The 20,680-nt window shown below is 65.3% G+C and carries 20 protein-coding genes; 7 read left to right on the top strand and 13 right to left on the bottom strand.

Annotated elements, in window-relative coordinates; translation table 11 throughout:
- Positions 1-97 precede the first annotated feature (97 nt).
- Both TSB10P1A_RS01075 and TSB10P1A_RS01080 read right to left on the bottom strand, forming a co-directional pair.
- The gene (locus TSB10P1A_RS01075) at positions 98-1,090 is read right to left on the bottom strand and encodes a TRAP transporter substrate-binding protein (RefSeq protein ID WP_186386050.1); all 993 of its coding nucleotides are present in this window, start codon (positions 1,088-1,090) and stop codon (positions 98-100) included.
- Positions 1,091-1,414: 324 nt separating this feature from the next.
- Positions 1,415-2,164, bottom strand: coding sequence for a GntR family transcriptional regulator (locus TSB10P1A_RS01080; RefSeq protein ID WP_244292899.1), 750 nt, complete (start codon positions 2,162-2,164; stop codon positions 1,415-1,417).
- Between the two features lie 120 nt (positions 2,165-2,284).
- Between TSB10P1A_RS01080 and TSB10P1A_RS01085 the strand changes: the two genes are divergently transcribed.
- The 4 genes from TSB10P1A_RS01085 to TSB10P1A_RS01100 all read left to right on the top strand — a co-directional run bounded on the left by TSB10P1A_RS01085 (position 2,285) and on the right by TSB10P1A_RS01100 (position 6,309).
- Positions 2,285-3,409, top strand: a complete 1,125-nt coding sequence (locus tag TSB10P1A_RS01085) for a cupin domain-containing protein (protein ID WP_186386051.1) — start codon at positions 2,285-2,287, stop codon at positions 3,407-3,409.
- A 14-nt stretch (positions 3,410-3,423) separates the two neighbouring features.
- Positions 3,424-4,335, top strand: a complete 912-nt coding sequence (locus tag TSB10P1A_RS01090; protein ID WP_186386052.1) for a fumarylacetoacetate hydrolase family protein — start codon at positions 3,424-3,426, stop codon at positions 4,333-4,335.
- 187 nt (positions 4,336-4,522) lie between these two features.
- Positions 4,523-5,554: a carbon-nitrogen hydrolase family protein gene (locus TSB10P1A_RS01095; protein WP_186386053.1), complete on the top strand. Its 1,032-nt coding sequence runs from the start codon at positions 4,523-4,525 to the stop codon at positions 5,552-5,554.
- On the top strand, positions 5,551-6,309 hold the full coding sequence (locus TSB10P1A_RS01100) for an Asp/Glu racemase (protein WP_305849889.1): 759 nt from the start codon (positions 5,551-5,553) through the stop codon (positions 6,307-6,309). Before TSB10P1A_RS01095 ends, TSB10P1A_RS01100 begins: the two co-directional genes overlap by 4 nt.
- Positions 6,310-6,443: 134 nt before the next feature.
- Here the strand turns inward: TSB10P1A_RS01100 and TSB10P1A_RS01105 are convergent, their stop codons facing one another.
- The 11 genes from TSB10P1A_RS01105 to TSB10P1A_RS01155 form a co-directional block, all read right to left on the bottom strand.
- Complete coding sequence (locus TSB10P1A_RS01105) at positions 6,444-6,869, bottom strand: MarR family winged helix-turn-helix transcriptional regulator (RefSeq protein WP_186386054.1); 426 nt, start codon at positions 6,867-6,869, stop codon at positions 6,444-6,446.
- Positions 6,870-6,947: 78 nt separating this feature from the next.
- A complete protein-coding gene (locus TSB10P1A_RS01110) occupies positions 6,948-7,442 on the bottom strand; it encodes a nucleoside deaminase (RefSeq protein WP_208985265.1) in 495 nt (164 codons plus the stop codon).
- Positions 7,443-7,461: 19 nt separating this feature from the next.
- Positions 7,462-7,836, bottom strand: a complete 375-nt coding sequence (locus tag TSB10P1A_RS01115; RefSeq protein WP_186386055.1) for a multidrug efflux SMR transporter — start codon at positions 7,834-7,836, stop codon at positions 7,462-7,464.
- A 54-nt stretch (positions 7,837-7,890) separates the two neighbouring features.
- Positions 7,891-8,211: a multidrug efflux SMR transporter gene (locus TSB10P1A_RS01120; protein WP_186386056.1), complete on the bottom strand. Its 321-nt coding sequence runs from the start codon at positions 8,209-8,211 to the stop codon at positions 7,891-7,893.
- Positions 8,212-8,213: 2 nt separating this feature from the next.
- Positions 8,214-8,849 carry a DsbA family protein gene (locus tag TSB10P1A_RS01125; protein WP_186386057.1) on the bottom strand — a complete coding sequence of 212 codons (636 nt, stop codon included), beginning with the start codon at positions 8,847-8,849 and terminating at the stop codon, positions 8,214-8,216.
- A gap of 586 nt (positions 8,850-9,435) precedes the next feature.
- Entirely contained in the window at positions 9,436-10,692 is a 1,257-nt protein-coding gene (glp, locus tag TSB10P1A_RS01130; protein WP_186386058.1) for a gephyrin-like molybdotransferase Glp, read from the bottom strand.
- A gap of 56 nt (positions 10,693-10,748) precedes the next feature.
- The gene (locus TSB10P1A_RS01135; protein ID WP_186386059.1) at positions 10,749-13,214 is read right to left on the bottom strand and encodes an arsenate reductase (azurin) large subunit; all 2,466 of its coding nucleotides are present in this window, start codon (positions 13,212-13,214) and stop codon (positions 10,749-10,751) included.
- Positions 13,215-13,228: 14 nt separating this feature from the next.
- On the bottom strand, positions 13,229-13,747 hold the full coding sequence (locus TSB10P1A_RS01140; RefSeq protein WP_186386060.1) for an arsenate reductase (azurin) small subunit: 519 nt from the start codon (positions 13,745-13,747) through the stop codon (positions 13,229-13,231).
- A 162-nt stretch (positions 13,748-13,909) separates the two neighbouring features.
- The gene (locus TSB10P1A_RS01145) at positions 13,910-15,157 is read right to left on the bottom strand and encodes a sigma-54 dependent transcriptional regulator (RefSeq protein WP_186386101.1); all 1,248 of its coding nucleotides are present in this window, start codon (positions 15,155-15,157) and stop codon (positions 13,910-13,912) included.
- Positions 15,144-16,574 carry an ATP-binding protein gene (locus TSB10P1A_RS01150; RefSeq protein WP_186386061.1) on the bottom strand — a complete coding sequence of 477 codons (1,431 nt, stop codon included), beginning with the start codon at positions 16,572-16,574 and terminating at the stop codon, positions 15,144-15,146. Before TSB10P1A_RS01150 ends, TSB10P1A_RS01145 begins: the two co-directional genes overlap by 14 nt.
- Before the next feature lie 3 nt (positions 16,575-16,577).
- Entirely contained in the window at positions 16,578-17,426 is an 849-nt protein-coding gene (locus TSB10P1A_RS01155; RefSeq protein WP_186386062.1) for a PhnD/SsuA/transferrin family substrate-binding protein, read from the bottom strand.
- Positions 17,427-17,752: 326 nt separating this feature from the next.
- Here TSB10P1A_RS01155 and TSB10P1A_RS01160 point away from each other — a divergent pair, with 326 nt between their 5' ends.
- The 3 genes from TSB10P1A_RS01160 to TSB10P1A_RS01170 all read left to right on the top strand — a co-directional run bounded on the left by TSB10P1A_RS01160 (position 17,753) and on the right by TSB10P1A_RS01170 (position 20,676).
- Positions 17,753-18,892 (top strand): nitroreductase family protein, encoded by a 1,140-nt coding sequence (locus TSB10P1A_RS01160; protein WP_186386063.1) that lies wholly within the window; start codon positions 17,753-17,755, stop codon positions 18,890-18,892.
- A gap of 237 nt (positions 18,893-19,129) precedes the next feature.
- The gene (locus TSB10P1A_RS01165; protein ID WP_186386064.1) at positions 19,130-19,333 is read left to right on the top strand and encodes a hypothetical protein; all 204 of its coding nucleotides are present in this window, start codon (positions 19,130-19,132) and stop codon (positions 19,331-19,333) included.
- 68 nt (positions 19,334-19,401) lie between these two features.
- The gene (locus TSB10P1A_RS01170; protein WP_186386065.1) at positions 19,402-20,676 is read left to right on the top strand and encodes an ATP-grasp domain-containing protein; all 1,275 of its coding nucleotides are present in this window, start codon (positions 19,402-19,404) and stop codon (positions 20,674-20,676) included.
- The last annotated feature ends 4 nt before the right edge of the window (positions 20,677-20,680 follow it).

The following is a 20,680-nucleotide window of genomic DNA, read 5'->3' on the forward strand; positions in this document are numbered from 1 at the left end:
TGCTGGCGCGGTCCTGCTCTTGGATCGGTAGGGGCTGGCCCGGCTCGGACCGCTCGATGGGCGCCTGTCTCGCGTCAGGCGCCCATGAGGCGCACGGTTACTGCGCCCGCAATCCCCGCACCTGCTCCTGGAACCGCTTGACCACGTCGATGTCGCCGAACTCCTTCTGGAAGGCGGCGTTGGCCTCGGAGAAGGTCTCTTCCAGGCCCTCCGGCTCCGACACGTCGATGGCGGCAAGCAGACGCTCGCGGTTCTGCACCTCGCGGGCGACCTGCTCCTGCTTGGCCCATTCGAGGACCTCGTCGAGGACGCGCGAAAAGGCTGCCTGGTGCTCCGCCGACAGATCTTCCCAGGCTTCCTGGCCCATCAGCACAGCCAGCGGCCACGCCATATGGTTGGTCAGGGTGAGCTGCTTGCCCACGTCCTGCAGGCTGAAGCCGGTGAGCGCGTCGAGATCGATGTCAACCCCGTCGAGAAGCCCGGACTGGAGCGACTGATAGACGTCGGTGAGGCTGACAGGGGTGGGGATCGCCCCGAGCGCCTGATACCAGATCTGCGTCGCCCGGAACGGCGTGATGCGGATCTTCTGGTTGCGCAGGTCGGAGACGGCGGTGATGGGCTGGCTGCGCATCAGGATATGCCGCTGGCCGGCAAAGACATAGCCCTTGCCGAGGATCCCCAGTTCGCCGAGGCTCTCCAACATCTCCTTCGCGGCCTCGGTGTCCGCCGCCTGTACGGCCATCTCCACGTTATCGATGAGGAACGGGGTGAACCAGGCGTTGAACGTTGGCTGCCGGGCGGTGACGGCCGCGACCGACGGCCAGGTCATGTCGAGCAGCCCGCTCTGCATCTGCTGCAGCATGTCCGCCTCGGAGCCGAGCTGGCCGCTGGGGAACACGCTGACCGTGAGCTGGCCGCCGGTTTCCTCGGCGATCTTCTCGGCAAAGCGATTGGCGGCCAGGGTCACCACGTGGCTCGGCGGCGTGATCAGCCCGAGACGCAGGTCCCGCGCTTCGGCGGCGCCATTGGAAAACGAGGCTACGGCAAGGGCGATGCCCGCCAGTGCCGACGACAAGACGCGACAGTTCATGATGCTTCCCCTCTGTGTGTGGACGCGGGCCTGCCGGATCTGGCTGCAGACGGCCGCGACGCCTTTCTTTCGAAAAAGAGAGCACCTTTACAATTATCGGTCAAGACGGAAGATGATGGACTGTGATCGAAATTTTTACAATCTTACGATCTGAATTTGCCGGGCGCGGCCCCGCGAAAAGGACGCAATTCGAGGCGCGTCGCGCCGTCAACGGTTTCGGCGTGGCGGGGGTCTCAATCCGGGAGAGAGGCGTCGGCCAGGGCGCCCCCGATGGTTCTCGAGCATCGGGGGCGTGCCTGCGTCTGCTGCCGGCCGGTCGGATGGTCAGGCGACGGCGGCGCCACTGCGGGACATGGACGCTTCGATCAGTTCCGATGTCTTGCGATAGTGCGCGGCCAGCAATCCGGCGGCCTCGTCGGCGCGCCGCGCCAGCGAGGCATCCATGATCTCACGATGTTCCCTGGGAATGTTGCGGCTGGTGGCTGGATTCTTGCCACTCAAGGCCGGAAGCCGGTAGCGCTGGGTTTCCGTGTAGAGCTGGTCGGCAAGGGCAATCAGCCGACGCGAGCGGCAGGAGGCGATGAGCGCGCGGTGGAAATCCTTGTGGCGGCTTTCCAGGGCAGAGATATCGTCGTCGCCGCCGTCTCCGGCGCGTTGCTCCATCCTGCGCACCTGAAGGTCGAGCGCGTGAAAGGTGGACACGACCGTGGCTTCCCAGTCGTCGTCGCCGTGCTGGATCGAGCGCCTGAGAGCCTCGCACTCGATCAGGATGCGCGTTTCGGTGGCGTCCCACATCTCCTCGACCGAAACCGGGGCAACGGAAAAGCCGCGCAGTGCTGCGGTGACGACAAGGCGCTCGGTCTGGAGGCGGTTGAGCGCCTCACGCAAGGGCGAGAAACTCAGGCCGTAGCGCTGCTTGAGCAGTTCCAGGCGCAAGGGCTGGCCCGGCGAAAAGACATTTTGCACGATGTCGTCCCGCAGCCGACGATAGGCCACCTCGGCGAGCGTCTCCGCTCCGCCCTGGGCCGCCGCGGCTGCACCGCTCTTCGCTTTGGTCACATCTTCCGTGCGCACCTTGGCTGTCTCCTCATGATTTGTCCTTCTGATTTACATCAGTTCGCCGGAAATCGCAAAGGCCTATTGATTTCGAAAATCCGGCATGTCATGTAATATCCAGCACAACAGGAGGCCTTTATGACCAAGGCAAGGGAGAACTATCGCGAGGATGTTGCCGGGCGCGCCAATGTGGAGGACACGCCCGAACTCCTGGCCTATTACAACGATCTGGAGCGTCTCGATGCCGGCGCCCTGTGGACCGTTGCCAACAAGATCGAGCCCTGGCAGCCGAAATCCGCGTCGGTTCCCGTCCTGTGGCGCTACCGCGACCTGCGCGACCACGTGCTGCGCTCCGTCGACCTGGTCACGCCCGAGAAGGCCGGCCGCCGGGTGATCTATCTGAACAATCCGGGCCGCCAGGATGTCGCCGCCGCCGTCGGCTGGCTCTATTCCGGCCTGCAGGTCATGCATCCGGGCGAGACTGCCTCGGCGCATGCGCATTCCGCCTCCGCGCTGCGTTTCATCATGGAAGGGGCGGGCGCCTACACGATCGTCGACGGTCACAAGATGACGCTTGGCGCCAACGACTTCGTGCTCACCCCCAACGGCACCTGGCACGAGCATGGCGTTGCCGAGGACGGTGCCCCCTGCATCTGGCAGGACGGGCTCGACATCCCGCTCGTCAATGCGCTGGAAGCGAATTTCTACGCCGTTCATGAGGATCTGCGGCAGGTCGTCGGCTATCCGGTCAACGATTCCACGGCGATCTGGGCCAATCCCGGCCTCCAGCCGGTCGGCACCGACTGGGGCAAGCCCTATTCGCCGCTGTTGAAGTTCGAGTGGGGCCCGACCTACGAGGCGCTGCAGCGCTATTCCAGGGTGACGGACGGATCGCCCTATGACGGCGTCCTGATGAACTATGTCAATCCGCTGACCGGCGGTCCGGTGATGCAGACCATCGGCGCCTCGATGCAGTTGCTGCGGCCGGGCGAGCGCACGAAGGCGCACCGCCACACCGGCAGCTTCATCTACCAGGTCGCCAAGGGGAAGGGCTATTCGATCATCGATGGGAAGCGTTTCGACTGGCAGGAGCGGGATATCTTCTGCGTTCCGTCCTGGGCCTGGCATGAGCATGGCAACGCTTCGGAGAGCGAGGACGCCTGCCTCTTCACCTTCAACGACCTGCCGGTGATGCAGTCGCTCGGCCTCTATCGCGAAGAGGCCTTTGGCGACAATGACGGCCAGCAGCCGCTTGTAGCCTGAGGAGCGCCGATCCCATGCGTCTTGTCACGTATCGCAGCAGCATCGAGGCGGAGGCCCGCCTCGGTGTCCTTGACGGAGATCTGGTGATCGATGTCGAGAGGATCGGCCTGCGGGCCGGTTTGCCTCTGCCGTCGAAAATGCTCGACTTCATCGACCTTGGCCCGGTGGCGGTTTCGGACCTGCGGTCAATCATCGAGGACAGCCGGACAGGGTTCCGAACCGGCGTCACGCTGCCGCTGGGCAATGTCAGGCTGCTGGCGCCGATCCCGCGACCCCGCAAGAACGTCTTCGGAATCGGGCTCAACTATGTCGAGCATGTCGCCGAATCGGCGCGCACGCTCGACACCTCGAAGGACCTGCCGAAGCAGCCGATCCTCTTCTCCAAGCCGCCGACGACGGTTATCGGGCCCGGTGAGGCGGTGCAGCACGACGCCAGGATCACCCAGCAACTGGACTGGGAGGTGGAACTGGCGGTGGTGATGGGGCGGACGGCCAGCCGTGTGTCCGAGGCCGAGGCGCTCGCCCATGTCTTCGGCTACAGCGTGATGATCGACATCAGCGCTCGCGACAATCGCCGGGCAGGCCAATGGATCTACTCCAAGGGCCAGGACACATATGCCCCCTTCGGCCCGTGCATCGTCACGGCCGACGAGATCGGCGATCCCCATGCGCTGGATCTGTGGCTGACGGTTAACGGCGAGACGAAGCAGAAGTCCAACACGCGCCACATGCTGTTCAAGGTGCCGGCATTGATCGCCGACATCAGCGCGGCGATTGCGCTGGAACCCGGCGACATCATCGCGTCGGGAACGCCGGATGGCGTGGGCGCCGGCCGGGACCCGCAGGAATGGCTATGGCCCGGCGATGTCATCGAGGCCGGCGTCGAGGGTATCGGCACGCTGCGCCACCCGGTCGTCGCGATCTGATCCGAACAGGACGGGCAAGTCGTCAAAACGGTACGGCTTGCCGCCGCGGGCCGCGCTTCCATGGTCCGTGACACGTCAATGCCGGCGGGGTGTCGTCGACGACGGCGTCCTGCCGGCGGCAAGTGCGCGCGGCCCCGCTAGACCCGTCGCGGCCTGACGCGACCCCATCTCACCCGGAGGGAGTGGCATGCTCGATCTGCCCAAATTCAAGGCTGCCGCAGTCCAGGCGGCTCCCGTCTTCCTCGATACCGAAGCGACCGTGGCGAAGGTCTGCGGCCTGATCCGGGAGGCGGCCGAGGCCGGCGCCCGGCTCGTCGCCTTCCCCGAGGTCTTCATCGCCGGCTATCCCTACTGGAACTGGATTATGAACCCGGTGGAGGGAAGCCCCTGGTTCGAGCGGCTGGTACGCTCGGCCATCGAGATCCCGGGGCCGGAAATCGCCGAGATCGCGCAGGCGGCCGCCCGCCACCGGATCAATGTGGTGGTCGGCGCGAACGAGCGCAGCCGGCACGGCATCGGTACGATCTACAATACCGTCATTACCATTTCGGACGAAGGCCTTGTGCTCGGGCGCCATCGCAAGCTGGTGCCGACATGGGCCGAGAAGCTGACATGGGCTCCGGGCGATGCATCGGCCCTGCGCGTGCATGACACCAGCGTCGGTCCGCTCGGTTGCCTTGCCTGCGGCGAGAACACCAACACGCTGGCGCGCTTCGCGCTGCTTGCCCAGGGCGAGCTGGTGCATGTCGCCAATTACATCTCCCTGCCGGTTGCGCCTCCCGACTACGACATGGCCGAGGCGATCAAGGTGCGCGCGGCCGCGCACAGCTTCGAGGGCAAGGTGTTCACCGTTGTCTCGTGCTCGACCGTCTCGCAGGAGATCATCGATGCGATGGCGGCCTCGCATCCGCAGGCGCGCGACCTGCTTGCGCGGAAGAACAGCGCCTTTTCCGGTGTTCTGGGGCCGGATGGCCGGGTGGTCGGCGAGCCGCTGATCGACGAGGAAGGCATCGTCTATGCCGAGATCGACCTGTCCCGCTGCATCCAGCCCCGGCAGATGCACGACATCACCGGTCACTACAACCGGTTCGACATTTTCGACCTGCGGGTGAATCGGCGGCCGCTCCAGCCGGCGCGCTTCGACGACTTTGCAGCGGCGGCGGCCGAGGCATCCCTCGCGGATCCCGCCACAGATACAGGACCGGAGACCGAGAAATGAGTGCCAACCGGATCGTGCGTGTGGGGCAGATCGTCCCCTCCTCGAACACGACGATGGAAACCGAAATCCCGGCGATCTTGCGCGCCCGCGAGGCAAGCCATCCCGAGCGGTTCACCTTTCATTCGAGCCGCATGCGCATGAAGAAGGTGACCAAGGAAGAGCTTGCGGCGATGGACGGCGACAGCGAACGCTGTGCGCTGGAGCTGTCGGACGCGCGCGTCGACGTCCTTGGCTATGCCTGTCTTGTCGCCATCATGAGCATGGGGTTGGGCTATCACCGGGTCTCGGAGGAGCGGCTGCACCGCCGGACCGAGGAGAACGGCGCGCCGGCGCCCGTCGTCACCAGCGCCGGTGCCCTGGTCGACGGGCTGCATGCCATCGGCGCGAAGAAGGTCTCGATCCTGGCGCCCTATATGAAGCCTCTGACCAAGCTGGTCATCGACTATATCGAGAATGAGGGGATCGAGGTCGTCGACAGCATCTCGCTGGAGATCCCGGACAATCTCGAGGTCGGGCGGCAGGACCCGCTGGCGCCGGTGGAGATCACCAAGCGACTGAAAACCGACAGCGTCGATGCCGTCATTGCGTCGGCCTGCGTGCAGATGCCGTCGCTGGCTGCGATCCAGATCATCGAGGATCGCGTCGGCATGCCGGTCATCTCCTCGTCGGTGGCGACCACCTACATGATGCTGAAGCGGCTCGGCCTGAGCACCCGGGTCCCCGGTTATGGCGCGCTGCTGTCGGGGGCCTACTGAGTGACACGTCTGACACAACTGTCCCTCCCAACGAGAGGGCGGGAAAGTCGGCAGCTCGCAAAACGGCTCGGATGCAATGCCGCGCGTTTCTGCGTTCAGGAGAAACCCTCAGCGAAGGCGTCGGTCGGTCCGCGTCACGGCGATGGCTTGGCAGCCTTGCGATCGACCGCTTCAAGCAGGGCATCGGCGCCGTTGCGTAGCAGAGCCTCCTCAAGGGTCTTCTCATAGTCCGCCCGAGCGGCCTTGAGACGATCGGCGCCTGGCTTGGTGAGGACTGCGTAGACGCCTCGCTTGTCGTCCGGACACAGATCCCGCACAGCCAAGTCAGCACGGCTCAAGCGTTCGAGCATGCGAGAAACCGAGCTTTGATTGAGGCCCAAATGCGCGGCCAATTCCTGCATCCGGAGCTCGCTGTTCGCGGCTTTCGACAGAGCATCCAGTGCTCGGAACTCCGACAATCCGAGACTGTGCTTTGCCTGCAGGACTCTGCTCAGGTCTGCCTCGACGCTGTCCACGATATCGAGCAACTTGTGCCAGGAGATGGATTTCGAATGGGGCATCGCTGCATCTGCATCCTTGGACGGCGAACAGGCGGGCACCTACATGTATGGCCATGCAGATGCCCGCGCAAGGCTCACCTATCTGCCGGCCGCTCGGCGGGAGCCGCGCTGATAGGCCTCGAACGGCGCCAGCCTGTCAGGTACCGCCAGTTCGCGGGCACGAGGTGACGCCCACGTTCGAGGATCGGTTTCCAGCAGACGGTATGATCCACGGTAGTCAAACCCATGGTCAGCCGCCGCGTGTCTGTCGACAGCGTAGTAAATATGCGAGATCCCGGCATAGAGGGCACTGAGATAGCACATAGCGCATGGTTCTCCGGAAGCCAAAAGCGTGGCGCCCTGCAGATGCGGCGTTCTTCCAGATCGGCAGGCATTGCGGATAGCCTCGACTTCAGCGTGGGCTGTTGGATCGTGACACTCGATGACGCGATTGACGCCACGACCGAGTATCTCGCCAGTCTCGCCGACAATCAGGGCGGTGAACGGGATGCCGCCGCTGGCTACGTGCTTGAGGGAGAAAGCCACTGTTTCGGCCATCAGCGGAAGCATGCGAGCGGAGGGGGGCTGGACCATATCGATGTTCTCCTGCCGTTCACGAGCCTGGAGCTTGAAGTTTGGGACTGTCGGCCAGCTTCAACCAAACGACCCCTGCGATGATGACCGCGAGCCAGAGGCCCTGAAACCAGGTGAGAGTCTGGTCGAACACGACGCTGCCGAAAAGGACGGCTCCAATCGAGCCGATCCCTGCCCAGACGGCATAGCCAATGCCCACATCGATCTCTCGCAGGGCCGCACTCAAAAAATACAGGGTAAGAAGAAAGAACACGATGGCGGCCGCGGACCAGCCCAGCCTCGTGAAAGCTGTACTGCCTCCGACGCTTATCGCATAGCCGACCTCGAACAGGCTGGCCAGGAGCAGCATCACCCAGGCGCTTGTGGATTTGCGGGCTTCTTGGACGATTGTCATAGCGTTTGGTTTCCTTTGTGAAGCAAGCCGGTTTCGTTGTTTCAGGTGCAGCGCCTACGCTGCGCCGCTCAAGCGCAGGCCAACAACCCCGCCGATGACCAGCGCGATGCCGAGAGCTTTTTTCCAGCTCAGGGTTTGGCCGAAGAACAACGCGCCCAGAACGACGATCCCGACGCCCGAGATTGAGGTCCACATGGCGTAGCCCACGCCGACGTCGAATGTCAGAAGCGCAAGACTGAGAAAGAGGGTCGCCAAAGCACCGCTCGCAAGCGTAGCTGCGGTCCAGCCGGGGTGGGTGAAGCCTTTCGCGTTTCCGGCCGAAATTGCGACAGCGATCTCGAAAATGACGGCGATCCCGAGATACAACCAGGGCATGCTTACTCTCCAATGCTGATGAGGGGATGGGACTGTTTGGGGCCGGCGGCGGCTTCGAACTGATCGAGCGCCGCCTCAAGTTGCGCCATGGGCGGAGTCCCTCGGAAGATCTGATCGCCGACGACAATGGTGGGAACCGAGCGGATCCCCATGTCTTCCTTGGCATGGCGCAGCGCTTCGCGGTGACGTGCTCTGTACGTACCGTCCTTCAGCGCAAGACGAGCCGCTTCCGCGTCGATTCCGACGTCCGCAGCCAGCCCCACCAGGACTTGCGGATCACCGATATTGCGGTCTTCCTGGAAAAAGGCCTGCAGAACACGCAAGGAATAGGCGTGATCACGCCCTTGATCCTGCGCCATCGCCAGCAACTCGAATGCCTTGGCTGTCCTCGGCTGCGGGGAGATCGAGGGCAGCTTGATTGGCACCCCAAGCTGCTCAGCGAGCGGATATACCGACCGGGCCCAGATTGAAGGCAGGTAAGGGTCTTCTGGCTTCAGGGTTGGCACTGGCGCCGGCCTCAGTTCGAAGGCGTGCCAGCTCAGGCCAATGTTGCGGCCCGCTGTTGCCCGTGACACGACTTTCTCGGCCAGCAGGCAGAACGGGCACACATAGTCCGAATAGACGACAACGGATTTCATATGCACCTCACTTATCTTGCATGCACATGCATGTAGATTGGAGTGAGGCGCTCGTCAAGGTGCATGTGCATGCATGTAGATGTGTAAAGGCCGTGATTTGCTCGATTACGCCGGCGCCGTCGGGGTATCGCCCAGCGATGAGTCGCGTTCGAAACGAGGCGCGCAGATGGAAGGGTGACTCCGCCGCGGCTAGATCACGTTGGAAAAGCGGGCAGCGTGAAGCGCCCGCGCTCCGGGGGCAGGGGCGCCGAGATTCTGGTCACCCGGGTCTGAAGTTAGTCACCTTTGGCGGCCTGCTCTATGCGACCTCCAGATTTAAAAGGAAAACGACTAAGTCAATGGTTCTATTGTTATTTTGGACTTTGAAAGACGCTCTGACGGTCGCTGCCAAAGCGAGGCATGATTCAAATTCGCCACACCAGAGGTTGGGCTGTGCGAAAGCGCGCGAAGCGGCGACGGCATCTCCGGCTCCGCACCCTGGGTCGTCACGCCCGGACCTGTGGCGATCTGGGGGTGATCTGGGGTCGATCTGGGTCCGACCGGTCTCGCCTCCGATCAGGCGAGCCAGCGCGGACCTCGCCCCCGGTCAAGGGCAGAGCAGCATCACGGGCAAGGGCATGCCGGGGTGGACGGCGTCGACGTCGGGCGGGATCACGGCGATCCCCATCGCCCGGGCCATGGGCGACAAGGCGGCTGACGCGCCCGGGCCCAACCGATCGAGGATCGGGCGTCCCATCGGGTCGCGCTCGGTCCAGACGACCGGCACATATTCCCGTCGCCCTGTCGAGCGGCGATACCGGAACCCTGCGATGGCCGGCAGCCAGTTGTCCGGCTCCTCCAGCAGTCCGGCGACCCGGCGCAGGGCCGGTTGGGCGATCTGGCTGAAGGTGATCGCGGCCGCATAGGGGTTGCCGGGAAGCCCGACATACAGCGCCGCGCCCAGCCGGCCCACGGTCAGCGGCTTGCCGGGGCGGATGGCAACCTTGAGCACGTCCAGTTCCGCCGCTTCGGCGCGCAGCGCGTCGAGGATGTGATCCTCCTCGCCGGCCGACACGCCGCCGGAGGAGATCACGACGTCATGCCCCTGCGCGGCGTCGCGGATCGCGGCGCGGATACAGGCGGGATCGTCCGGCAGAATGCCGAGATCGGACAGCGCGACCCAGGATAGCCCGGCCAGGGTGGCGCGCAGAAGCACGCGGTTGGAATTGTAGATCTGTCCCGGCCCAAGCGCCCGGCCCGGCTCGGCCAGTTCGTTGCCGGTCGACAGAATGGCCACGCGCACCTTGGGCCGAACAGCGACCTCCGCCACGCCGCTGCCTGCCAGAAGGGCAAGGCGGGGCGGGCTCAGGGCTAATCCTGCGTCAAGCGCGGGCGCCCCATGTGCCATATCCTCGCCCTGGCGGCGGATGTTCTGCCCGGCCCGGGGACGCTGCGTCAGCGTCACGCTGTCGCCCACGCGCGAGACCTGTTCCTGGATCACGACGGCATCGGCTTCCAGCGGGATCGGCGCACCGGTGAAGATGCGTGCCGCCGAACCTTGCGGCAGGATCAGCCGGCGGCCGTCGCCGGCGGCAATGCGCGCGGAGACCGGCAGGTGCCAGGGACCATCGCCCGTCAGGTCGGAAAGGCGGATGGCATAGCCGTCCATGGCCGAGTTGTCGAAGGGCGGCAAGGCCGAGACGGCCAGGACCGGCGCCGCCAGCACGCGGCCTGCGGCCTGGTCGAGGTGAAGCGTTTCGGCGCCCGCCACAGGCGTTGCGACCGCAACGGCACGCAGCCGCGCAGCATCGACCGAGAGCGCCGACCCGGGCCTGCCGGCCGAACAGGAAGCTGCCGTTCCCATCTGCACCTCCTGCGCAGGGACCCGCCCCGGCGGCGGGGCGGGTCCGTTGGCTTGAATCAAAGCATGATCTCGTGAGACTTGAACGAGATGTTGCGGGTCTGCGCCGTGGCGTCCGCGATCTTGCGGATCGTGCCCCAACAGTGCTTGTAGTCCGGCAACACCAGTTCGTTGACCCCCGGATTGACCACGTTGCCCTGGCTTCCCGCCGGCGAGCCGAAGACCATCGCCACCGTGTTCCGCTTGAGCGTCGGCATCGGATAGGCCATGCCCTGCGTCACCCCGTTGTCGTTGACGATTTCCAGAAGATCGCCGGGATTAAGGCCCAAGTCCACCATGTCTTCGGGATGCATCTCGACGAAAGGATGTGGGTAGCGGTCCTGGACGAAGTCGTTCTCCTGATCGAGGAACTGGTTCTGCCAGAAGATGTTGGCGCGAACGTTGTTGATCCAGAAGCGATGCGCGGCCTGTTCGCGCGCCTTGCCGGGCGCCTGCCAGCCGCGCCAGCCGGCGGCGCAGAACAGCGCCTTTCCGTCCTCGCGCCCGTGACGGGTGAAACGGCCATCGGTGTATAGGCGCGTGGTGCCGATCAGTTGGCCATCTTCATAGCCTATGACCGGCTCCTGCACGCCGTTGTTGCCCATGGCCCGCAGGCGCTCATAGGTCACCTCCGGATTGCCCTGGTGGTAGCCGTCCATGAAGGCGTCTTCTTCGGTTGCCCAGTCGAAACCCTTGAACTGGTCGGCATAGGCCGCGTGTCCCATCTCGCGCAGCACCCGTTCCATGGCTTGCGCGATGCCGGCGGCGATCAGGCAGTCGGGTCTCGAATTGCCGTAGGGGTCCATATATTTCTCGGACAGCCGCAGGCGCCGCTCGCCGTTCATCGAGGTGAGGTTCATCTCGTTGGCTTCGCAGGCCGGCAGGATCACATGAGCATTCTGGCCGATCTGGCTGTGGATGATGTCCACGTCCACCACGAAGAGCCCGCCGGCGTTCAGCGCCGAGACGATCGCGTCGACCACCTGTTCGCGCGTGCCTCCGGCGGCGGCGTCGATGGCATCCTTCACCATGTCGGATCGGCGCTTGTGCACCCGCTTGAATTCCGAAGCGTTCAGCGTGGTCTTGTAATGGTCGCAGGCCCAGATGTGGTGCACTTTGCCGAGGCCGCGGATGAGGAACTGGTCGACATACTCGGCCGGGCGGCCCACATGTGCGTCGCCGGGACGGTAATAGCCTTCCTGGTGACCGCCCAGACGGCAGACACCGCCGCCCTCGCGGCCGACATTGCCGGTTGCGAGCGCGATGTTCACCAGCGCACCGATGGTGCGATAGTTGTCGTTGCCCCAGATGATGCCCTTCTCGTAGGCCGTCACGCAATTGCGGCGGCTGCCGTCGTCATGCGGCTTGGCGATCCACTCGGCGGCCTTGGCGATGTCGGCGGCCGGAACGCCGCAGATCTCGGCGGCCTGATCGAGCGAGGTGCGACAGGTCAGCATCGCCGTTTCGAGGCTGCCGAGCGCGGCGGGGTGCGCCGGATCCTCGGGCACCGCCACCCCGTCCTGGAAGGTCGAATTGGCGATGAACTCCTTGTCGGTCCAGCCGTTGTCGACGATATGGGTCAGGATGGCGTTGAACAGCGCCATGTCCGTGCCTTCCCTGATCGCCAGGTGCAGCACGTTCTCGGGGCCTGCGAACTGCTCGGACGAGGCAATCGTCAGAGTGCGGCGCGGATCGACGACGACCATCTTCGCACCGTTCTGCAGACCCTTGACCATGTGGTTGAGGTAGAGGTTGGTCTGCGTTTCCATCGAGTTGGCACCGACGATGAAGATCGTGTCGGTCACCTGATAGTCCTCGTAGGCGTAGTTCAGCTCGTCCACGCCCATGTCGCGGCTGGAATGGACCTCGGAATTGTAGGCCGGCCGGTTGTGGATGCGACAGTTCTTCACCTTCATGCTCTGGAAGTAGAGCTTTCCGGTGCCCCAGGTGTTCTCGTAGCCGCCGGCACTGCCGCCGTGGTCGAACATCGAGACGACCAGATCGTCCTCGGACCCTTGCGCCACCACCCGCGCCGTGACCCGTGCCACCAGGTCGAGCGCATCGTTCCAGCTTGTCGGCTGCCAGGTGCCGTTGCGCCAGACCATCGGGTCGGACAGGCGCTGCTGCTGTGTGCCCATGACCTTCGACGGCCGGTTCTCCGCCATCCGTGCGCCGCGGATCGACCCCAGGCCCGAATTGACCACACAGCCGCTGTCGGGCTTGACCACCAGATGCACGTCGCGACCGTTCTGGCGCACCACGTTGTACATCGACGGCGCGAACCAGGCCTCGGTTTCCATGTGCTGCTGTTCGCTCAGGTCGACGCCGAACTTGTTTTCGCCAGGCGCCGTTCCGCCCTGACGGTTCATCGGCCAGGTGTAGGCCTTGTAGCCGCAGCCGACGATGCAGTAGTGGCAGGTGACGTTGAATTCCTGCGCATCTGCGGGGATGATCGGCAGGCGGTCGATCTGTCTCTTGTAAGCCATCGTTTTCCCTCCCCCTACAGCACGTTCGACAGGCGGCCGTAGATCAGGTCGTCCACGCCGTCGGCATAGATGTCTCCCTTGTCGTCGACGCGCAGCAGGAATTGCGGCAGGTTCTGCGTGGCATGACCCCAGATCTGCTGTCCGCCCGCCTCGCAGTCGAAGCGCGAGTGATGGCCGGGGCAGTTGAGCGTCTTGTCCGTGGCCGAATAGCTCAGCAGCCAGCCCTTGTGCGGACACAGCACCGAGAAGGCCACGATGTCGCCATCCGGTCCGACGCCGCCGTCCACGGCCTGGCCCAGCTTGAGCAGAACGCCAGGGCTGTCCGGATCGGGATAGGCGACATCCAGCGGCGTGTTCACCGCCAGATCGGCGATATTGGCGAGACGGTTTGCCGGGTAATCGACGCGGGCAAGGGCGCGTGCCCTGGCCTGTTCCGGCGTTGCTACCACCGCGGCCACCGCGCCCGCCGTCGCTAGCGCGCCCCCTTTCAGAAACTGTCGACGCCCAACGTCGACCAATCGGTTGCACTTCATTGGCTGGCTCCTCCCAAGCTCTCCAAAGTCGAAATACGGCAACATGCTATTTCGCGGGTCCAGGGCGGACAACGGCGCGCAAGGTCCTGCTGCAGTGCAGCTAAGGACTGAATTTCAAAGAGAAAATTTCGTGTTCGGAAATCCGGACATGCCGCAGTGGGATCACAGGCCGGACAGGCCCAACCTCTGCATCTTTTCCCACAAGGTTGTGCGGGAGATGCGCAACAGCCGCGCCGCCTCGCCGATCTGACCGCCGGTACGGTCGAGGGCGGTGATGATCTGCACCCGCTCGGCAGCCTCGCGCGCCTGCGCAAGCGACAGGAACTCCCCCGGCCCGGCCTGATGCTCCGGGAACAGGTCGGAGGGCTGCAGCAGCGACCCTGTCGCCATGGCCAGCCCTCGCAGCAATCTGGTGCGAAGCTCGCGCCCGCCCCCCGGCCAATCGTGGGTCCGCACGGCCTCTTCGCACAGGGTGCTGATTCCTTCGACCTGGGGTGCCTGGCGAGGGCCGAGCTTGCGGAACAACTGATGCAGAAGCCAGATCGCATCCTGCGGCCGTGTGCCGAGGGGCGGTATCGGAATTTCGTTCTGCGCCAGCCGCAGGAACAGCTCGGCACTGAAGCGACCGTCCTGAATAAGAGCCTCCAGATCGGTGCCGCAGGCCGCGATCAGCCGCGCCTCGCCTCCCTGGTCGAGCCGGTCGAGCAGCCGGGACTGGACCTCGGCGCCCATCCTGCCGACGGCCTGCAGGAACAATGTGCCGTCTCGTACGGTGCCGAAGCCGCTCGCCGATCCGAACAGCGCCGCATCCGCATCGGCCTCGCGGACGAGATCGACGGTGACGAACGGCGTGACGCGGCGGTCCGACAGGTCGTGAATGCGCCGCGCGACAAGGTCCTTACCCGTTCCCGGACCGCCGCGGATCAGGACGGGCTGGCCGTTCGCCGCGGCTTTGTCGATCAAAGCCTCGATCTGCCGCGCCGCCGAAGACACCCCCAGCAAGGGTGGGAAGTCGTCGGTCGGCGACGGGCTCTTCCGATTGCCGACAAGCAGCCCAAGCCGCTCGAGGAACACCGACATGTCGAACGGTTTGGTCACGTAGTCCGCGGCACCCGCCTTCATCAGACGAACCGCCTGGCTGATGCCGCCCTGGCCGGTGATGAAGAGAAACGGCGGCGGCGTGCTGGTGCGGGCCAGCGTGGCGAACAGTTCCTCGCCCGACCCGTCCGGCAGGGCGATGTCGCAGATCACCGCGTCGATCGGCGCGTTAGGGGTCCGGATGGCTCCCAGCGCCCGCACCATCTGCTTGAGCCAGAGCACTCTTGCGCCTTCGAGCTCCAGACGCTGCACCAAAGAGCCACCCATGATGGAATCGTCCTCGACGAGAACGATCCGTCTATTCCGCAGCATCGCCAGCCTCCGTCGCGAAGGGCAGTGCGACCGTGATGCAGGTGACGCCCTCGACCCGCGCAAGATCGATCCTGCCGTTCAGTTGCCTGGTGAGGTCGCGCAAGAGGCGCAGGCCCACGCCGCCACCTTGAGGCACCGGGCCGTCGGCAAGCAGCCGCTCGCGCGCGGCCTGGGACAGTTCGGGCCCGGTGTTGGTGATCTGCAGGACGAGCTCCCGGTCGACTGGCAACACGGCCAGCCCGACGCGTCCCGCGGTTCCTGCGGCCGTGCAGGCGTTCAGCAGCAGGTTGAGCACGATCTGCCGAACCGGCACCGCGCAAAGGCCGTGCGCCGTGGGCGCGGGCATGTCCACGGACCAGTCGAGCGTAAGCCCCATGCGTGACACTTCGGGCTGGATCAGGAGCTTGAGATCCTCGAAGTCCTCGCGGGTCAACGGCAGGTCCTGACGATTGAGGCGGTTCTGGTCGAGCGTCGCGCGCGTCACATCGCGCAGATGGCGCAGGCCTCGGTCCAGCAGGTCGGCAGCCTTGCGGACCACCTCGGGCCGGTCGGGATAGTTGCGGATCGTATCGGTGGCGTTCAGCAGGCCGCCGAGCGGGTTGTTGATCTCATGCGCAAGCGAAGAGGACAGGCGACCAAGGGCCACGAACCGCTCCCGCTCGGCAAGCCGCCGTTCGGTTTCGGCCTTGGCGGCGACGGCGGCCACCATGGCATTGTAGGTGCGGGCCAGCCGCGCCGTTTCGCCGTCGCCACGTGGGATCTGCGAGACCGGAATGGGGTGGGGCTCGCCCGGCGTCTCGGTCATCTGATAGGCGAGTGTCGTCACCGGGCGCAGCATCCGTCGCAGGACGACAAAGCCTGCCAGCGTCAGCAGGCTGACGATAAGAGCGTTGCCGAGGATCAGGAAGACGAGCGCCTGCCGCCGTTCCGCCTGAAGGTCGGAGACGTCCAGCTCGGTTGCGATCTGGCCGACCATGCGCCCTTGGTAGACCAGCGGTGCCAGCAGGTTGAGAACGGGGGCGGTATCGTCTATCGACAGATGGTCGAGGGCCACCGCATTTCGGACCAGATCTGCGATATCGCTGTCGATGGGCACGCGCCGAGGGTCGGTCGCCGCCAGAACGCGGCCGCGCTCGTCCGCCACGGCGGTCAGAATCATCCTGCGTCCCTCGGCCCCCTTCGAGGCCCGGTCCAGCGTGTCATAGACCTCCCGGACATCCTTCCGCAGAACATGCGACCCCAACGCCACCGTCAGCCCCTCGACATGCATCTGCGCCAGTTCCTGGATCCGTGCGTCCTGCACCCGGGCCAGCGACCGCAGGACCACTTGCGAGGCCAGTGTCCCGGCAAGGATCATCATCGCCGCCGCCAGCAGCGGCAGCTTTATCGACATCGGCAGGGAGGCGAGCTGCTTCATTCGTCACGGTCCCAGATCGCGCATGCGATCGGCAATTCCGTCATAGAGATCGTCGGTCGCCCGCTGAAAACCGTCGAGATGCAGCGCGGCGAGCGCCTGACGGCCGTCGGCCCGCTCGACCAGGCCCAGCAAGGCATCTTGCAGTGCGCGAACCGGCTCGGAGGCCAGATTGTCGCGCCTCGCGCAGACCGGAGGGAAGCCCAGCCATTCCGACCGCGCAACCACCCGCGTTCGTTCGGTCAGCGCCGGTTCGATGACGGCCAGAGCCTCCCAGACATAGCCATCGACGCTCCCCGACCTGACAAGTCCGTCCGCCACGGCCCGCACCACGTTGCGATGACCGAACGTGAAGACCGACCTGCTGAAGAAGGTCTCCACCCGGTCCCCGAGGCGCCGCAGATCGGTTGCGGTGACGAGATAGCCCGAGTTTGAATCCGGATCGGAGAAGGCGTGCAAGCCGCCGCGCAGCTCGCTCAGGCCCGTCGCCGGATCGTCGGCCCCGACGATCAGGTAGGATTGGTATCTCGGGCCGCCGCGCCACGCCGGCACGGCGACAAGTTCCAGCGCATCGGCATGTTGCAGATAGGGATAGCCGCAAAGCCAGGCCGCATCGATCGTCCGGTCCAGAAGCAGGCCGGTGACTTCCTGGTAGGTGCGCCGCTGAAACAGTTCGATCTCGCGGTTCATGCCGCTTGCAAGGGCGCGGCGCAGGCCCTCAATCACGACTGCATCGTTATCCAGAAAGACCGGCGTCAATCCCAGACGCAAAACCGGCTGTGCCCGTGCCGGCCTCGCAATCAAGGCAGCCGTTCCTGCGCCGATCAGGAAGCGGCGTGTCATTGGATGGGTCATGATCCCGGCCCCTCCCTTTGGCCAAGATACATAGCGCGCGACCGGATCGGGTACCTCTACGCTTGTATCGTATTCTTTTTCGCTGTTCCAAAGGCAAAGCAGCGGGAAGCCGTGCCGTGGTTCGCGTGTCCCCCAAAGCGGTCCGCCGAAATGGTGTGCCGAGGACGCCGGCGGTAGGGACGTCTCCTCCCGCGCCAGAGAGGCACGAACTGCCGAAAGCCATGCGACATCCGGATGGATCGGAAAGCGCCTCGCCGACATGAGGTTGATCGGGGTCAAGCCATCCGGTCTTGCATCTGCTATCGTTGGTCGAACGGGAGGCGGGGATGCGCAGAAGGGGCTTTCTTGTCGGGGCGGGTGCGGCGCTTCTCCTTGGTGGCCTGGGGGCCTATGGGTGGCGGTCGGCCGTCGGTTCGCTCTCAGACTATGCCCGTCATGTCGGCGGCCTGCGTGCGCCGCTGCCGGCCGATCCGACCGACAGGGATCTCGTCCGCTACGCGGCGCTTGCCGCCAATGGCCACAACACGCAGCCTTGGCGGTTCCGTCTTGCGGAGGGCGCCATGGATATCCTGCCGGATTTTTCGCGCACCACCCACATCGTCGATCCCGACGACCATCATCTTTTCGTCAGTCTCGGCTGCGCGACCGAAAACCTCGCCATCGCGGCGGCGGCGGCGGGGCGGCCGGGCGAGGCGCGGATTGATCCCGAAGGTTTCGTCCACTTTGCCTATTCGGCGGGTCCGTCGCGATCCGACCCCTTGTTTGCCGCCATCCCTCGGCGGCAGTCGACCCGCAGCGAATATGACGGCCGCGCCATTGCCGCCGCCGATCTCGAGACGCTGCGCAAGGCTGCCGAGGAGCCTGGAGTCCGCCTCGTGCTGCTGACCGAGCGGGCCCGGATTGACCAGGTGCGGGACCTCGTCATCGCCGGCAACACGGCCCAGATGCAGGATCCGGCGTTCATGGCGGAGTTGAAACAGTGGCTGCGCTTCAATCCCCGGAGCGCAATCGAAGCGGGCGACGGTCTGTTTGCGGCCGCGAGCGGCAATCCCGTGCTGCCCGACAGCCTCGGGCGACTTGCCTTCGACACGGTCTTCACCGCAGCGGGTGAGGGCGACAAATATGCCCGGCAGATCGACAGTTCGGCCGGCATCGCCGTCTTCCTTGGCGAGCGCGAGGACAAGGCGCACTGGATCGCCGTCGGGCGCGCCTGCCAGCGGTTCGCCCTGGCGGCAACGGCGCTGGGCCTCAAGCACGCTTTCGTCAATCAGCCGGTCGAAGTGGCGCCGCTGCGCTCCGACCTCGCGGCATTGGTGGGGGAGCCGGGGGTGAGGCCCGACATCGTGATGCGGTTCGGCTACGGACGGGACCTGCCGTTCTCGCCCCGCCGTCCGGTGGATGATGTCCTGGTTGCGGCGTCCGACGCCCAGGCTCCCGACGGGACTGCTCCTCGGCGAACCGCGTAGATCCGACCGAAAGCGTCGCCGCTCGCGGCCGATGAGGCACCGCGCTGTCCGGCCCGTTTTCCCGCAAATCGCCCTGCCCTCCCGCAACCCGTTGCCGGCCGAGCGCTTTCCGCTCGGGATCGGTCAAGTGACTTGGTACCAAGATATCAATGTACCTCAATACAACTTTAAGGTATCCTTCCCTGGGTCCCGGCAACCCGGCCGCGACCGGATTTCAAGGAGGAAAAGGAGACCATTATGTCTGCCAAGGTTTCGTCGGCTACCCATGACAAGCTCAAGGCGCATGTCGGCCCGATCCATGACGAGATCGGCAAGCTGACGCTTGAGATCGACCGCATCCGCAGCGAGCGTGCGATCCTTCAGGCCATGGCCGTCACCGAACTGGACGGCATGGGCCTGTCCAGGGACGCGGTCGGCAGCCTCGCCGCCGCCTGCTGGTAAGCTCCGGCGCAGGGCAGCCGCTGCCCTGCGCCCCCGCTGCCCTGCGCCCCCGACAGCGAGCCTTCTCGATGACCAGACATTTCTCAGAAGCGGGTCAGCGTCATATCGTCATTGTCGACCCGGTCGCCCACTTCTTCAACTACATCCCCGCCGCGCGCGACCTGGGCTACGGCGCCATCGTTCTCAGTTCCAATCCTGATGTCTGCCGGGCCGAGGAGGCGGGTCACCGCCGCATGGACGACGCCTATGCCGCGAACAGCGCCCTCACGGCCTTTGTCCCTTACACCGCCGACGATCTCGACTCGGCCCTGTCCGCGCTGGCTCCCTGGCGCGGCGCCATCGCCGGTGTCATCGCCGGCGACGAGGTCACCGTGCCCGCCGCCGCCGCGCTGGGGCGTAGGCTCGGCTTCGACTATGCCCCTGCCGAGGATGCCGCCTGCCAGCAGATCAAGTCTCGCATGAAGCAGCGTCTCGTCGCCCGCGGGGTGCCCACGCCCCGCTTCGTCGTGGTCGAAACGCGCGAGGACGCCATCGCCGCCTGGCACGCCTTCGGCGGCGACTGCATGATGAAGATGGTCGACTACGCCATGAGTTACGGCATTTCCCGGGTCCGCTCGCCGGATGAGCTGAGCGAGGCCTGGGACCGCATCGCCGCCCGCCGCGCGGCGCTCGATCATGACTTCGCCACGCAGAGCAGCGTGGTGATGGAGGAATTCGTCTCCGGCCGCGAATTCTCGGTCGAGGGCTACGAGCAGGATGGCCGTATCGAGGTGCTGAACTTCTGCGAGAAGCTCTCGCATGAGAATTTCATGGTGATCGGCCATTACGTCCCGGCCCGCACCAGCGCCGGCGAGGCCGAGGCGCTGCGCCGCATCGCCGCCGACTGCGTCCGCGCTCTCGGCATCCGCAACAGCGTCTTTCATGCCGAGGTGCACATGCGGGGCGATCAGCCCTTCCTGATCGAATGCGCTGCCCGGCCGCCGGGGCAATATTCGGTCGGGGTGATGAAACGGGTCTACGGATTCGAACTGATGCGCATCGCCCTGCAATTGGCCTGCGGTGAAAAGGTCACCGTGCGCGCCTGCCCGCCGCGCAAATGGAGCGCGATCATGGCGCTTTACTCCGACGAGACCGGCATCGTGCGCAGCACCCGGTCGCTGGACGAGTTGCGCGCGCGTCCCGAATGCTACGCGCTGAAATGCAGCGTCAAGGCAGGCGACGCCGTTCTCCGGCTGGAAACCTTCCGCGATGTGCTGGGCCTGGCGCTGCTGGAAGCGCCCGACCCCCAGGCGATCCGGGAGGTCTATGACTGGGCCCGCGCCTCGGTGCGCTTTCCGGTCTGATGGG

Source organism: Stappia sp. TSB10P1A, from assembly GCF_900185725.1.
In the GTDB taxonomy this organism is placed as follows: Bacteria; Pseudomonadota; Alphaproteobacteria; order Rhizobiales; family Stappiaceae; genus Stappia.